The sequence below is a fragment of the Aestuariivirga sp. genome (assembly GCF_047602625.1).
Classification (GTDB): Bacteria; Pseudomonadota; Alphaproteobacteria; order Rhizobiales; family Aestuariivirgaceae; genus Aestuariivirga.
The window spans coordinates 34,974-49,681 of the sequence record NZ_JASGGV010000001.1; the positions used below are offsets into that span (position 1 = coordinate 34,974).

Here is a 14,708-nt window from a genome sequence, read left to right on the forward strand (position 1 = left end):
GAAAAACCGCGCTGACGCATGGTGCGCGCGCAATGACGACCGCCCGCGCCAAAGCTGCGATTTGCAGCGCCATTATTTGCAGCTAGCCGAAAACCGCTGGCAGGGCGCCGCTTGACTTGAACCTCAGATGAAGCGATCCCCGGGCCGGCAAGCGCCCCGAGGACCATGATGCCGCTTCGCCTCTACAACACGCTGACGCGCCAGAAGGAAGAGTTCCAGCCGCTCGATAAGGAGCGGGTGCGCATGTATGTCTGCGGCCCCACCGTCTATGACTTTGCCCACATCGGCAACGCCCGCCCGGTCATCGTGTTCGACGTGCTGTTCCGCCTGCTCCGCCATCTCTATGGCGAAAGCCATGTCACCTACGTGCGCAACATCACCGATGTGGACGACAAGATCAACGCACGGGCTTTGCGTGATTTCCCAGATTTGCCGCTCAACGATGCCATCCGCAACGTCACCGAAAAGACGGCCAGCCAGTTCTTCGCCGACGTGAAAGCGCTGGGCTGCCTCGATCCCACCGTTCAGCCGCGCGCCACCGACAATATCCCCGGCATGATCGAGATGATCCGTGCACTGATCGCGCGCGGCCATGCCTATCAGGCGGGCAGCGAAGTGCTGTTCAGCGTGCCCTCGATGCCGGACTATGGCGCGCTGTCGCAGCGGCGGCTGGAAGACCAGCAGGCGGGTGCGCGCGTGGCGGTGGACGCCCACAAGCGCGATGCCGCGGACTTCGTGCTGTGGAAGCTTTCAAGCCCCGAGGAACCCGGCTGGGACAGCCCCTGGGGCCGCGGCCGCCCCGGCTGGCACATCGAATGCTCGGCGATGAGCAGCCGCTATCTGGGCGAGGTCTTCGACATCCACGGCGGCGGCCTCGATCTCATCTTCCCCCACCACGAAAACGAAATCGCCCAATCCCGCTGCGCCTTCGGAACGAGCGTGATGGCCAGAACCTGGATGCACAACGGCTTCCTGCAGGTCGAAGGTCAGAAAATGTCCAAGAGCCTTGGGAATTTCGTGACGATCAATGATGTGCTGCAGGAGTGGCCGGGAGAGTTCGCCCGATATTCAATGTTATTGACTCATTACAGACAACCTATTGACTGGACGCGATCCAAATTGATCGAGGCCAGAAGTAGTCTGCAAAAGTTCCAGAAATGGTATGTGCCGCTGGAAATCGGCTTCTCGGCAGACTACGATCAATCAGCCGTTGATGTTGAAGTGTTGGAATCGCTTCAGGACGATCTAAGCACGCCAGAAGCGTTTTCCGCTCTGCACAGATTGGCGACTGATCTTGCTAATCCCGCACTGCAATCTCGTCCTGATCATAACAAGCGCTTATCTGAGTTTTCTCGTTCGTTGGACTTGCTCGGACTAGCGCCGCGAAAACAGCTAGTTGATATAGACGCAACGCGCGTTGACGCCTTCATCTCCGCCCGCCTCGAAGCCCGCAAGGCGAAGAACTGGGCGGAGAGCGACCGCATCCGCGATGAACTGGCCGCCATGGGCATCGCCATCAAGGACAACAAGGACGGCACCACCAGCTGGGAGGTGAAGCGATGAGCATCACCTTTTCGCCTTCCCCCCTCGCGGGGGAAGGTGGATCGCGCGTGAGCGCGAGACGGATGAGGGGGAGAGGGGCGTCTCGCGAAATGGTCCAGTGGACCATTTCGAGCCCCGAACGCCCGGAGCGCAAGCGCAGGGCCGGGAGAGCGGCAGCCGTCAGCGTGACCCCTCATCCGGCGCTCCGCGTCACCTTCTCCCGCAGGGGGAGAAGGGCATGAAAGAGGTATGGCGGGACAAGTTGCCGTTTCCAAAACGCTGGCTCTGGTACATCGCGCTGAAACTCATCGTGATCGCGCTTGCCGTCTATCTCATCCTGCACTGGAAGGGGCTGCTCTGATGCAGCCCGGAAAAAGAAAATAACATGGAACGTCTCTATCTCTTCGATACCACGCTGCGCGATGGGCAGCAGACGCCGGGGGTGGATTTCTCGGTGGATGACAAGCTCGTGGTGATGGGCCTGCTCGACCAGCTTGGCGTTGATTACATCGAGGGCGGCTTTCCCGGCGGCAACCCGACGGATACGGCGCTGTTCGCCGAGGAGCGCCCAACCCGCGCCACCTTCACCGCCTTCGGCATGACCAAGCGGCCGGGTCGTTCCGTCTCGAATGACGCGGGCCTCCAGCAGATCCTCGCCGCGAAAGCGAAGGCCGCCTGCTTCGTGGCCAAGTCCTGGGATTATCACGTGCGCGTGGCGCTGGGCTGCACCAATGACGAAAACCTCGACGCGATCCGCCAGACGGTGGAGGCCGCCCGCGCCGCAAGCAAGGAAGTGCTGATCGACTGCGAGCATTTCTTCGATGGCTTCAAGGCCAACCCGGATTATGCGCTGGCCTGTGCCAGTGCCGCTTATGATGCAGGCGCGCGCTGGGTGGTGCTGTGCGACACCAATGGCGGCACGCTGCCGTCGGAAGTGCGCGCAATCGTCCGTACCGTGACGAAATCCGTGCCGGGATCGCATTTGGGCATCCACGCCCACAATGACACCGAGCAGGCGGTGGCCAATTCGCTGGCCGCGGTGGAGGAGGGCGTGCGCCAGATCCAGGGCACGCTGAACGGCATCGGCGAGCGCTGCGGCAATGCCAACCTGATCTCCATCATCCCGACGCTGGTGCTGAAACCCTTCTTCCGCGAGCGTTTCGAGACGGGCGTTTCGGCGGAGAGGCTGGAGCAGGTCACCCATGTGTCACGGAGCTTCGATGAGCTTCTGAACCGCGCCCCCTTCGCGCAGGCGCCTTATGTCGGCAAGAGCGCCTTCGCCACCAAGGCCGGCATCCACGCCTCGGCGATCCTGAAAGAACCCGAAACCTATGAGCACGTCACGCCCGAAAGCGTCGGCAACCGCCGCCGCATGCTGGTGTCTGATCAGGCGGGGAAATCCAACCTCATCGCCGAACTGCAGCGGATCGGCATGGCCGTGGCGAAGGATGATCCGCGCCTCGATGCGCTGCTCCGCGATGTGAAGGAGCGCGAGGCGCAGGGCTATGCCTATGACGGCGCCGATGCCTCTTTCGAGCTTCTGGCCCGGCGCACGCTGGGCAGCGTGCCGCATTATTTCGATGTCGTGTCCTTCCGCGTCATCGTCGAGGAGCGCGAGAAGGAGATGGTCTCCGAAGCCGTGGTGAAAGTGAAGGTGGGCGATGAAACCTTCCTCAACGCGGGCGAGGGCAACGGCCCGGTGAACGCGCTCGACGTGGCGCTGCGCAAAGACCTGGGCCGCTTCCAGCGCTTCATCGAGGACATGGAGCTGGCCGATTTCAAGGTGCGCATCCTCAATGGCGGCACGGGGGCGACGACCCGCGTGCTGATCGAAAGCCGCGATGCACAAGGCAACCGCTGGTTCACCGTCGGCGTGTCGCCCAATATCGTTGACGCTTCTTTCCAGGCGCTGTCGGATGCCATCATCTACAAGCTGCTGCATGAAGGCGTCCAAGGCGACTGACATGCGGGCCGCTCATGCGTGACATGACAAGCCGGGGTTTGCCCGAAGCCGGGCCAAAGCCTATGCGCATGCCATGTCCGCCATTCCCGAAGCCGCCGTGCCCGCCCGTTCGATGACAGAGTCCGAAAAGGGCGTGCTGCTGGCCGTCCTCGCCCATCTCGTGTGGGGCGGCATGGCGTTTTATTTTGGCCTCATGCGGCACATCTCGCCGGTGGAGATCGCCGTCCACCGCGGCCTGTGGTCGCTCCCCATCGCCTTCGGCCTCGTGTGGTATCTCGGCCAATGGCGCGATGTGATGAAGGCGGTGTCGAACCCCCGCATGCTGGCCACGCTGGCCCTCACCTCCGGCCTTATCGTTTTCAACTGGGGCTTCTATATCTGGTCTATCCAGGCGGGGCGCACGCTCGAATCGAGCCTCGGCTATTTCATCAACCCGCTGCTCAACGTGGTGATGGGCTATCTCTTCCTCGGCGAACGCTTCACGAAGCCGCAGATCGTGGCGCTGGCGCTGGCGGTCATCGCCGTGCTGGTGCAAACGGTGGCGGCGGGCGTGTTCCCGTGGCTGGGGCTGATGCTGGCCTCCACCTTCTGCCTCTATGGCTTCCTGCGCAAAACCATTCCGGTCGGCCCCACGCAGGGCTTCTTCATTGAAGCCGCCATCATCGCGCTGCCGCTTCTCGGCGCACAATGGTGGCTCATGGAAAAGGGCCAGGCATTTTTCGGCACCGACGTGAAGGACACGCTGATGCTCATCGGCTGCGGCGTGATGACGACAGCGGCCTTGACCCTCTTCGCCGCCTCGATCCGCCGCATCCGCTATTCCACCGCCGGCCTCCTGCAATATATCTCGCCGTCGCTGGTATTCCTCACCGCCGTCTTCGCCTTCCACGAGCCGATCAACATCTGGAAACTCATCTCCTTCGCCATCATCTGGCTGGCCCTCGCCATCTTCTCGGTCTCCGCCTTCCGGGCAAGGCCCGCGGCTGAGCCTGTGTAGCGGGCAGAAGCGGCTGCCCTCGCCTCTGAACGGAGCAGACACAACGCCCCACCGCACCATCCGTCATGCCTGCGCAGGCAGGCATCCCGCTTTGTTCATGGGCTATTGCCGTATGAGATTAGTGGTTTAATCCATTGACGTGATGTGTTGCGCCGTGGGAAATTCCGGCATCACAGAAGTTCCTGCAATCTTGCTATGAAGAATTGCTTGCGCATTTGTCCGGAGTCTAGCCGAACATGTTTGCTTATCGATTTCTGTCGGCAGACGCGCAGGTTCTCAGCAAACTCTCAACACGCATTTTTCTCAACTTTCTGATTTTAATGGTGTGTTATGCAGCGCCCGCCAAAAGCGAGGAAGCCTATCATGCCGATGTCTTCTTTGAATATTTTTTGATGAATATCTATCCGAACGTGCCGCAGCATAAAGTTATTGTTGTGGGGCCGGGAGGATATTGGCAGCCGAATTGGTCTGCTGCGACCAAACAAGACGCAACGGAAAAGGCGCTTCAGTTCTGCAATGAGGCGGCAGCACAGGATTTTCCAGAGTTGAAGGATAAAGCCTGCCGCGTCTTGGTTGAAGACAATGACTTCAAGTTAAAGTTTGTTACGGTAGGCGGAGGGTTAAATGATATCGCCAAAGGCGATGATATTCCTCTCAAGGCAGGGCCCTCATGGAAGCCTGCCGGGAAGCCGCGCGGAATTGTCCTTTTCGAGCTCGGCTGCAATTGGCTGCAAGGCGTTTCCGGGTGGCAAATCGCCTGGGCCGATTTCTATACGAGCTTAGGTTATCTTGTGTTTATGCCGGATAGCTTTGCAGAACAGCGCCCTGAAGAAGTGTGCGGAACCCCGAAGAACAGGGCGGATGACAGGACAGCTATCTTTAAGATTCGTATGGCGCAGGCCCGCCGTTCTGTTGCAACGCTGCGGCGGCAATTTCCGGGGCTTCCGATCATTCTTCAAGGTCATTCCGAAGGTGGCGGTGTCGTTCAGGGCTTGGGCACGAAGGTTGATGGGATCATCGTAACCGGAGCGCAATGCGGGTTTGGAAACAGTTTTGCACTGAACGTCGCGAAAAAAGTGCCGCTTCTTGTCATCGCGGGGTCGGACGATCCTTTTGCGGCCAGCGCTAAGACAAGCAAATCCTTTTCCGCCTACTGCAACAATCTGATCGGCAACGTAAAAGCCGAGACATTGTCAGTTGCGGGACATGGGCACGACGTTGCTCCCTGGTGGCCCGGAGTTTCCGAGGCTTTGGGAAAGTTTCTCAAGGCCAATCCAGTAGCCATTTCTCATAATCCTGAGCCGTCGAGTGAGAGGGCCGATGATCAGTCAAATGATTTTCTGGAATACAAAACCGCGTCACCGCATAAGGCCTGGGCGCAATACGGAACCACAAGAGCCTATGCGGCAGGTGCGGCCACCGGCGCCGATGCGGCAGAATACGCGCTATTTTCTTGCGACAACTTGTTGAAAGTCAATCCTTATACAACTCCGAACAGACAACATGTTTGCAAAATTCTAGATATCGACAGTGAAACCTTTGGGCGCTGATGCCGCGTTGCATCTTTCTTCATGCATACGTGTAAGTGTGAACGCTATTTCGTTGCGAGAGTTGGAAAATATTTCCGTCCCAGTTGGGCCCCATACATGACGACGGCAGCGCCGAATCCGATGGCGCAGAAGGCTTGCATGACGGCCGCGCTGATCAGCAGCAGGTCATCCCCGGCGTAACATCTCGTGTCGACAATACATGGGTTGCTACCGAAGCCGCCAAAGTTGAGATGGCCGGTAAATCCGCAGTAAGCGCACCAGAGGGAGAAAAGTATCCTGATCACCAATCCTGGTGTCGAGTGAGGTGGAGACACCACCCTGTTGAGGGTGGCACGGGCGTTTTGGGCGCGCTGCTCCGGTGCCAGGCGCCTTCGCATGATGAATGTGAGGATGGCTAGAATGGCAAATGCCACAAACCATAACGCCATCATGGCTTCGATCTTGAGGCTTTCTGCAGGCGGAATATCCCAGGATGCTCTTGCAAGCCGGAAATTACCGATCCACGGAAAAATAGGCCGCGCCGTCGCCGAAAACGCTGTGGCGATTGCTGCTGTGATGCCATCCGCTGATGTTATATTGGCAAATGCGACGGACAATCCGAGAACCAAGACGGTCGCCGCGAAATACGAAATATATTTGCCAGCCGTCACACGCGAGGTCACGCCATAAAAACCCTCGATGCCGCGTTGAGAAATGCGTGAGGGGCGGGTGGACCATGCGGTGGCGAGAACGAGAACAACAAAAAATACAAAGAACCCATACCAGGCAAAACGGGTCACAGCGCTTGAGTTGACGACCAGCATCGGCGGCATCAGGAAAAGCGCCATCCACACGATGGTTGCGATATTTTCCCGCCGCCATGTTGCGCGGCGTCCGGCTTCATTGTCCTGATCTGGCGGCATCACGGGAACATCCGTCTCGAAGTTCTCCTGTGTAAGTTAGTCTCGGCTATCCGGCAATGGCGCCTCGGCTTGCTCCACCATCCTCACCAATCCCACTTTCACCTCCACCGGAAGCGCCGCGATCAGCCTTCGCCGCGCTTTGGCCTCGTGCCGGCCGAGGCTGCGGGCGAGGGTGAGGCCTGAGCGCGTGGCGGCGGGGGCGTTGCGGCCCCTTCGGGTGAGCAAGCCCAGCTCCTCCAACGCTTTCACCGTGCGGTTTACCTGCGCCCGGTCCATGCCCACGGCTTCAGCCAGCGCCCGCTGGCTCTCAGGCCTGTCCCGCACGATGGCGCGGAGCAGGCGGGCTTGTGTCCGCGTCAGGGTGGCGGAGGCCAGCGCGTCCTCCTCCGCCTGCCGCCATGCCGCGAGAAAGGGCCACAGCCGTTTCAGCGCCCGCTTCACCTCGCCCGGCGAAGGCTCGGGCTCGGGAGCCTTGGGGAGGGGCGGGTGGACACTGAGGCGGAGAATGGTCACTAGGATAATATTCCATAATGAATTGACAGAGTCAATCCCGCCGGCCGCAAAATGGCATCTTTACACCTCCGAAAATCAACGAAAAATCACGCTACAACGGGCATTTTTGCGCGGAAATGCATCCAAAAGTGCAATGATTCCGGCCTTGGGAAATGTTTCACATGAAACATCGTAGGGGCAAAAATTTATGCCTACATTTTGGAGATCAGGATTTCCTGCGGCACCTTTTCGGGCGAGAGCTTGAGGCGGCGCTCGAAGGCGGGCACCACATCTTTCGCCTCCTTCACCACGTCCATGGTGAAGTCCATGCCCTCGCGGATGAACTTCTCGGCCCGCATGTGGTCGAGCAGCGTCACCAGCGGGTCCCAATAGCCCTCGATATTGCACAGGATGATGGGCTTCCGGTGCTGGCCCAATTGCGCCCAGGTGGAGATTTCTGCCAGTTCCTCCAGCGTGCCAAGGCCGCCGGGCAGCGCCACGAAGCCGGAAGACCTGGCGAACATCGTCATCTTGCGCTCATGCATGTCATTGGTCACGATGAGTTCGTTGGTGTTGGTCAGCATGCGCTCGCGGCTGGCGAGGAAGGTCGGGATAATGCCCGTCACATGGCCGCCGCCGTCCAGCACGGCCCTTGCCGTTTCGCCCATCAGCCCCACGCTGCCGCCGCCATAGACGAGGCCGATCCCGGCCTTCGCCATCTCGGTGCCAAGCGCCCGTGCCGCCTCCAGATAGGCGGGGTTGCGGCCGTTGCCGGAACCGCAATAGACGCAAAGCTTACGGGATGGAGACATTGACGGGACCTCTTTCACGGGGTGATGCGCAGCATTCCCGGCGGATTGCCAGCGAAATCTTTGCAGAAATGCGCGCCGGGCCTTAATAAGGCCATCAGCACCCGCGAGCGAGGGCATTATTCGCCACAGGGGCGGATGACAGGATCGGACGGCCCGACATGAGTGAGATGAAGCCCAAAACCCCGCTGGCCATTGTGGGGGGTATTGCTGCGGCCGCCATTGCCGCCGTGATCGGAATGCAGGCGCGCGAACACTGGATGCCGCCGGATCAGCTCGCCACCGTCGGCACCGAGAAGACCCTGAACGGCCAGCAACAGGCGCAGAACGGCAGTACCGCCGCCGAACAGCCGGGGACGGCCACCACAACAACGGCAGCGGCCACCACCGATACCGCCGCCCCCGCCAAGTCAGAAACGCCAGCCGAAACAAAGGTTGCGGCGGTCGAGCAGCCCGCCCCCGCCGCCAAGGTGGAGCCGGCGACGGTTGAGGCGAAAGCCCCCGGCACGCCCACCTTCGATACCGTGCGCGTCGAGAAAACCGGCGATGCGCTGATCGCCGGCCGCGCCGATCCGGGCGCCAAGGTCACGGTGATGCTGGACGGCAAGGCGATCGGCGATGCGGTGGCCAATTCCGATGGCGCCTTCGTGGTGACGCCCGACAAGGCGCTGCCGCCCGGCAGCGGTTCGCTGACGCTGGAAGCCACGGATGGAGACGCCGGAGCGGCGAAGAAGTCCGATCAATCCGTCGCCGTCATCGTGCCGGGCGAGGCCAAGACCGATGCGCTGGTCGCGGTCATCAGCCCCGACGCGCCGACCAGGATTCTCCAGAAACCCGCCGCCGAAACCGCCGTGGCCGAAGCGCCCGCCGCCACTGTGACGGCCACCGATACCTCCAACAAGACCGCTATTGTTGCCAAATTGCCCATCGGCAACAAGCCGGTGAGCCTTGATGCCGTGGATTATGATGCCAAGGGCAACATCGTCTTCTCCGGCAGCGGCACGCCCGGCAGCACGGCCAGGCTTTATGTCGACAACACCCGCGCCGGGGATGCGGTGACGGGGGATGACGGCACCTGGACCTTCGCGGGCTCCGCACCCATCGGCCCCGGCAAGCATACGCTCCGCGTTGATGGGCTTGATGCGCAAGGCAAGGTCAAAAGCCGCATTGAGTTGCCCTTCTTCCGCGAAGAGCAGACCAAGGTGGCCTCCGCCGCCACCAGCGATGCGCCGGGAAGCGGCACGGCCGAGCCGAAGGATGGCCGCGTCGTGATCCAGCCCGGCAACAATCTCTGGCGCATCTCGCGGGTGATCTATGGCGAAGGCACCAAGTTCACGGTGATCTTCGAGGCCAACAAAGACCGCATCCGCAATCCCGACATGATCTATCCCGGCCAGGTTTTCGCCACGCCGGGCGTGGTGGCGCCGGAAAAGATCGATCCTCTGCGCCGCGATCCCCTGCAGCCCGGCGAAACCACGGCAACGCCTTGAAATCATGACGCGTAAGACCCCGCCATCGCCCGCCGGGCTCGCCCTGGGCGATGGTGACCAGTGGGCGATCATCAGGGATTTGCTGCCCTATCTCTGGCCGGAAGGTCGGCCCGATCTCAAGCTGCGCGTCATCATCGCCATGGTGGCGCTGCTGCTGTCCAAGATCGTGACGGTGGCAACCCCCTATTTCTTCAAATACGCAACCGATGGCCTGAGCGCCAAGGGGGGGACAACAGCCATCGCGCTCGGCCTGCCGCTCATCATGGTGCTGGCCTATGGCATTGGCCGGGTGCTGATGGTGGCCCTGGCGCAATTGCGCGACGCGATCTTCGCCAAGGTGGGGCAGCGCGCGGTGCGCGAGGTGTCGATCCGCACCTTCCGGCATCTGCATATGCTGTCACTCAAATTCCATCTCGAACGGCGCACCGGCGGCCTGTCGCGCATCGTCTCGCGCGGCACGGCAGGCATCGACACGGTGCTGCGCTTTTCGCTGTTCAACACCTTCCCGACGCTCCTTGAAATCGGGCTGGTGGCGGGGGCGCTGTGCTGGTCCTTCGGCTGGCTCTACGCCGCCGTCGTCCTGGTGACGATTTTCTGCTATATCCTCTTCACTTACCTCGCCACCGAATGGCGCATCAACATCCGCCGCACCATGAACGAGGCTGATAATGACGCCAGCACCAAGGCCATCGACAGCCTGCTGAATTTCGAGACGGTGAAGTATTTCGGCAACGAGGCGCATGAGTGGACGCGCTACGACGTGTCGATGGCGAAATATGAGAAGGCGGCGGTCAAGACCTGGATTTCGCTGGCGACGCTGAACGCCGGGCAGGCGGCGATCTTCTCGGTGGGCCTCACCCTCGTCATGGCCATGGCGGCGGTGGCGATTTCGCAAGGCAAGGCGAGCGTCGGCGATTTCGTGATGATCAACGCGCTGATGATCCAGCTTTACATGCCATTGAATTTCATCGGTTCCTCCTACCGGGAGATCAAGCAGGGGCTGATCGACGTGGAGCAGATGTTCAAGCTGCTGCGCACCAATATCGAGGTGGCCGACAAGCCGGGCGCCGTGCCGCTCACGGTTTCGGCGGGTGAAGTGGCGTTCGATCATGTGAGCTTTGCCTATGACCGGGAACGCCCGATCCTGAAGGATTTTTCGCTCCGCGTGACGCCCGGCCATACGGTGGCTATCGTCGGGCCTTCCGGTGCTGGCAAATCAACGATCTCGCGCTTGCTGTTCCGCTTTTATGACGTTTTGGCTGGGCATATTCTGATCGACGGGCAGGATATTGCCGGGGTAACGCAGAGCTCGCTCCGCGCCGCCATTGGCATGGTGCCGCAGGATACCGTGCTGTTCAACGACACCATCCGCTACAACATCCGCTACGGCAGGCCGGACGCCACCGACGAAGAGGTGGAAGCAGCGGCAAAACTGGCGCAAATTCATGAGTTCATCATGAGCCTGCCGCAGGGCTATGACGCGCTGGTGGGCGAGCGCGGCCTCAAGCTCTCGGGCGGCGAAAAGCAGCGCGTGTCGATTGCCCGCACCATTCTCAAAGGCCCGCCGATCCTCATTCTCGACGAGGCCACCTCGGCCCTGGACAGCCGCACCGAGCAGGACATCCAGAACGCGCTGAAAACGGTTTCTGCGGGCCGCACGACGCTGGTGATCGCCCACCGGCTTTCAACCGTTGTCGATGCTGACGAGATCATCGTGCTGGAAAAGGGCGTGATCGCCGAGCGTGGCACCCATCGCAGCCTGCTGCGCAGGAAGGGCATTTACGCCAGCATGTGGAACCGCCAGCGCGAGGTGGACGAGGCGCGCGCCAGGCTGAAAGAGGCTGGTGAAGCGGAGATGGCAGAGGCGGGCGAGTAAGATTTGGGTCACCCTGATCGCTGACCCGCCATTAAGCCTCACTCCGCAAATTCAAATCGAATAAGCCTCAAATGCCGGGTTTCTTGCCATTTGTTCATATTCGGCGGGCATGATCGCTTCATGCCACAGGGGGATGCGGTACCGGCAGGTGGAACAGCCGGGGCGCATCAAGGCGGCAAACACGCACCATAAAACAACGGTGCACACATGGGGCACGGGGGTGGGGACCTTCCGTGCCCCATGGCGTTTGGGCCTGTCGAATATCTTTGCAAAGCCTGTTTGAGCGGCTAGAGCATGCCCTCATGTCCATCGTCGATAGTATCCAGAAATCATTCGTGCCGATCCACCGTGAGGGGTGGCGGTTCATTGCCATTTTCGCCGCCGTCACGCTCGTGCTGTTCTGGCTGAACCTGACGCCGCTTGGCTGGCTGGGTGTGATCCTGACGCTGTGGTGCGCCTATTTCTTCCGCGATCCCGAGCGGGTGACGCCATTGCGCGCCGGGCTTGTCATTTCGCCCGCCGATGGCGTGGTGAGTGCGATCGAGCAGGTGATGCCACCGTCCGAACTCGACCTTCCGCGCGAGGCCATCACTCGCATCTCGGTGTTCATGAACGTGTTCGACGTGCATGTGAACCGGGCACCCGTGGATGGCATGATCCGCCGCATCGCCTATGTGCCGGGAAAGTTCATCAACGCCGAACTCGACAAGGCGAGCGAGGACAATGAGCGCCAGGCGCTGACACTGGACATGGCCGATGGCCGCCGCATCGGCGTGGTGCAGATCGCCGGCCTCGTCGCGCGGCGCATCGTGAAATTCGTTGGCGAGGGCGATCATCTGGCGGCTGGGCAGCGCTTCGGCCTGATCCGCTTCGGCAGCCGGGTGGACGTTTACTTGCCCAAAGGCGCAGGCGCGCTTGTCAGTACCGGCCAGCGGGCCATTGCGGGTGAAACCGTGCTGGCCGATCTCGCCTCCAGCGAAGGCGAACGCATGGCAAGGCGCAGCTGATGGACGAGGAGCATCCGCTCGACAACATGCGCTCGCCGCGCTTCAAGCGCGTGCCGGTGCGCTTCCTTCTTCCCAACCTCATCACGCTGCTGGCGCTGTGCAGCGGCATCACGGCGATCCGCCTGGGCGTTCAGGGGCGGTTTGAGTTGGCGGTGGGTGCGGTGATGATCTCGATCATCCTCGACGCCGTGGACGGGCGGCTGGCGCGATTCCTCAAAGGCACATCGCGCTTCGGGGCCGAACTCGAACTCGCTGGCCGATTTCGTGAATTTCGGCGTGGCCCCGGCCATGCTGCTCTATTTCTGGATCCTCAACCGGCTGCACACCTTCGGCTGGATCATTGCACTTATGCTGGCCATCTGCTGCGCTCTCAGGCTGGCAAGATTGAACGTGGCGCTGGATGATCCGAACAAGCCGGCTTGGGCGGCGGGTTTCTTTACCGGCGCCCCCGCACCAGCGGGTGCAGGCCTTGCCATGCTCCCCATGTATCTGGGCTTTCAGGGTTTCGTCTATGAGGGCCGGGGATATGCTCTGCTCGTCGCCGTCTATGTGGCTGCCGTGGCGATCCTGATGGTGAGCAAGGTGCCGACCTTTTCCGGCAAGACATTGGGTCGCTATATTCCCCGCGACATGGTGCTGCCGATCCTTGGGCTCACCGCGCTCGCCATCGTGCTGCTGATTTCCTATCCGTGGGAAACCCTCACAATTTTCGGGATTCTCTATCTCGGCATGATCCCCTTTGGTATCCGCAGTTACCGCCGCCACAAGGCGGCGGACGCCAAAGCCTCAGCGGGCTAGCACGCGGTCGAGGTCGCGGCAGATATCCCTTGCCGCTTCAATCCCCACCGACAGCCGGAACACGCCGTCGCCCGCATAGCTCCGGTAGCGGCGAAGCTGTTCTTCATCATGGCGGAAGGTGGTGCGCTCGATATCATCGGTGGAAATCCAGCAGACCAGGCTCCGGTGATGGCCAAGCGAGAACGGCATAGTGGATGACCTCAAGCTCCTTCACCATGCGGCGCGCCGCCTCGACGCCCGGCTCATGGGTCTGGAAGGTCATCATGCCGGAGAAATTGCGCATCTGCTGTTTGGCCAGCGCATGCTGGGGATGGGACGCGAGGCCGGGATAGAAAACGCGCTTCACCGCCGGATGAGCTTCGAGGTGGCGGGCCACGGCCAACGCCAACTCTTCATGGGCGCGCATGCGGAGGGGCAGCGTCGCAGCGCCACGCAGGATCAGCCAGGCATTGAAGGGTGACAGCACGCCGCCGAAATGGACACTCGCTTCAAGGTTTAGCGCATCGAGATCGCGCTTTCTGCCGATCACCGCGCCGCCCATCGCATCGCCATGGCCGCCGATATATTTGGTGAGCGAATGCACCACGAAATCGGCTCCAAGTGCGATTGGATTGGTGCCGATGGGCGAGGCGAAGGTAGAATCGACAACCACGTCGCGCACGCCTTTCGCGTGGGCGAGCTTTGAGAGGAGCGCGATGTCGCACAGCCGCATCGTCGGGTTGGCGGGCGTTTCGAGCCACAGCATGCGGGTGTTGGGGCGGATTGCTGCCGCGACCTCCTCGGCATGGGAGGTATCGACGAAAGATGTCTCGATGCCGAAGCGCGGCAGCGTATCGCGCGCCAGTTCGGCGGCGGCCACGTAGTTCGTATCGGCCATCAGCAGATGATCGCCCTGGGACAGGCGCCCGGCGATCAGCGCGTGAACGGCGCCGATGCCCGAGGCATAGCAGAGGGCCGCTTCGGCCCCTTCAAGCGCCGCCAGCTTTTCCTCGAGCTGCCGCACCGTGGGGCTGCCAACCCTCGCATAGACGAAGCCCTCGTAATCCTTTTCGTCCCGCGCTGAAAAGCCGGTGAGTTCCGTAGGCGCGAAAGTGACTGACATGACGAGATTGGGCGAAGAGGCGCGGGTGGCCGGGTCCACGTGTTCGCCTGCGTGAACAGCCGTGGTTTCCACCGCCCAGCCGTCATTCCGCCCTGATTTGCCGCTGTTCATTCCGAGTACTTTCCTTCAACCGCGCCCGGCCTATGATGGCGGCGCGACAGCGAATCTGCAACCTGGGGA

15 protein-coding genes are annotated in these 14,708 nt (G+C 61.3%); 10 read left to right on the forward strand and 5 right to left on the reverse strand.

Annotated elements, in window-relative coordinates; all coding sequences use genetic code 11:
• Positions 1-168: 168 nt before the first annotated feature.
• The 5 genes from cysS (at position 169) to QM694_RS00210 (ending at position 6,052) form a co-directional block, all read left to right on the forward strand.
• Positions 169-1,563, forward strand: coding sequence for a cysteine--tRNA ligase (cysS, locus tag QM694_RS00190; protein ID WP_415005745.1), 1,395 nt, complete (start codon positions 169-171; stop codon positions 1,561-1,563).
• Positions 1,564-1,780: 217 nt separating this feature from the next.
• Complete coding sequence (locus QM694_RS00195) at positions 1,781-1,903, forward strand: hypothetical protein (protein WP_415004941.1); 123 nt, start codon at positions 1,781-1,783, stop codon at positions 1,901-1,903.
• A 24-nt stretch (positions 1,904-1,927) separates the two neighbouring features.
• The gene (gene cimA / locus QM694_RS00200; protein WP_415004942.1) at positions 1,928-3,505 is read left to right on the forward strand and encodes a citramalate synthase; all 1,578 of its coding nucleotides are present in this window, start codon (positions 1,928-1,930) and stop codon (positions 3,503-3,505) included.
• Between the two features lie 73 nt (positions 3,506-3,578).
• On the forward strand, positions 3,579-4,502 hold the full coding sequence (gene rarD / locus QM694_RS00205; protein WP_415004943.1) for an EamA family transporter RarD: 924 nt from the start codon (positions 3,579-3,581) through the stop codon (positions 4,500-4,502).
• Positions 4,503-4,738: 236 nt separating this feature from the next.
• Positions 4,739-6,052, forward strand: coding sequence for an alpha/beta hydrolase (locus tag QM694_RS00210; protein WP_415004944.1), 1,314 nt, complete (start codon positions 4,739-4,741; stop codon positions 6,050-6,052).
• Between the two features lie 44 nt (positions 6,053-6,096).
• On the opposite strand, the gene QM694_RS00215 is transcribed toward QM694_RS00210, so the two are convergent.
• The 3 genes from QM694_RS00215 to QM694_RS00225 form a co-directional block, all read right to left on the reverse strand.
• Positions 6,097-6,957: a hypothetical protein gene (locus QM694_RS00215; protein WP_415004945.1), complete on the reverse strand. Its 861-nt coding sequence runs from the start codon at positions 6,955-6,957 to the stop codon at positions 6,097-6,099.
• Between the two features lie 33 nt (positions 6,958-6,990).
• A complete protein-coding gene (locus tag QM694_RS00220) occupies positions 6,991-7,467 on the reverse strand; it encodes a MarR family winged helix-turn-helix transcriptional regulator (protein WP_415004946.1) in 477 nt (158 codons plus the stop codon).
• A 191-nt stretch (positions 7,468-7,658) separates the two neighbouring features.
• Positions 7,659-8,258: a TIGR00730 family Rossman fold protein gene (locus QM694_RS00225; protein WP_415004947.1), complete on the reverse strand. Its 600-nt coding sequence runs from the start codon at positions 8,256-8,258 to the stop codon at positions 7,659-7,661.
• 158 nt (positions 8,259-8,416) lie between these two features.
• Here QM694_RS00225 and QM694_RS00230 point away from each other — a divergent pair, with 158 nt between their 5' ends.
• The 5 genes from QM694_RS00230 (at position 8,417) to QM694_RS00250 (ending at position 13,426) form a co-directional block, all read left to right on the forward strand.
• Positions 8,417-9,745: a LysM peptidoglycan-binding domain-containing protein gene (locus QM694_RS00230; RefSeq protein ID WP_415004948.1), complete on the forward strand. Its 1,329-nt coding sequence runs from the start codon at positions 8,417-8,419 to the stop codon at positions 9,743-9,745.
• 4 nt (positions 9,746-9,749) lie between these two features.
• The gene (locus QM694_RS00235) at positions 9,750-11,621 is read left to right on the forward strand and encodes an ABCB family ABC transporter ATP-binding protein/permease (protein WP_415004949.1); all 1,872 of its coding nucleotides are present in this window, start codon (positions 9,750-9,752) and stop codon (positions 11,619-11,621) included.
• Positions 11,622-11,923: 302 nt separating this feature from the next.
• Positions 11,924-12,628, forward strand: a complete 705-nt coding sequence (locus tag QM694_RS00240) for a phosphatidylserine decarboxylase (protein ID WP_415004950.1) — start codon at positions 11,924-11,926, stop codon at positions 12,626-12,628.
• Positions 12,628-13,032, forward strand: coding sequence for a CDP-alcohol phosphatidyltransferase family protein (locus QM694_RS00245; protein ID WP_415004951.1), 405 nt, complete (start codon positions 12,628-12,630; stop codon positions 13,030-13,032). The genes QM694_RS00240 and QM694_RS00245 overlap by 1 nt, the downstream gene beginning before the upstream one ends.
• Positions 12,917-13,426 carry a CDP-alcohol phosphatidyltransferase family protein gene (locus tag QM694_RS00250; protein ID WP_415004952.1) on the forward strand — a complete coding sequence of 170 codons (510 nt, stop codon included), beginning with the start codon at positions 12,917-12,919 and terminating at the stop codon, positions 13,424-13,426. Before QM694_RS00245 ends, QM694_RS00250 begins: the two co-directional genes overlap by 116 nt.
• Here the strand turns inward: QM694_RS00250 and QM694_RS00255 are convergent.
• On the reverse strand, positions 13,415-13,615 hold the full coding sequence (locus tag QM694_RS00255; RefSeq protein ID WP_415004953.1) for a hypothetical protein: 201 nt from the start codon (positions 13,613-13,615) through the stop codon (positions 13,415-13,417). The genes QM694_RS00250 and QM694_RS00255 overlap by 12 nt on opposite strands.
• Positions 13,560-14,639 (reverse strand): trans-sulfuration enzyme family protein, encoded by a 1,080-nt coding sequence (locus QM694_RS00260; RefSeq protein WP_415004954.1) that lies wholly within the window; start codon positions 14,637-14,639, stop codon positions 13,560-13,562. The genes QM694_RS00255 and QM694_RS00260 overlap by 56 nt, the downstream gene beginning before the upstream one ends.
• Between the last annotated feature and the right edge of the window lie 69 nt (positions 14,640-14,708).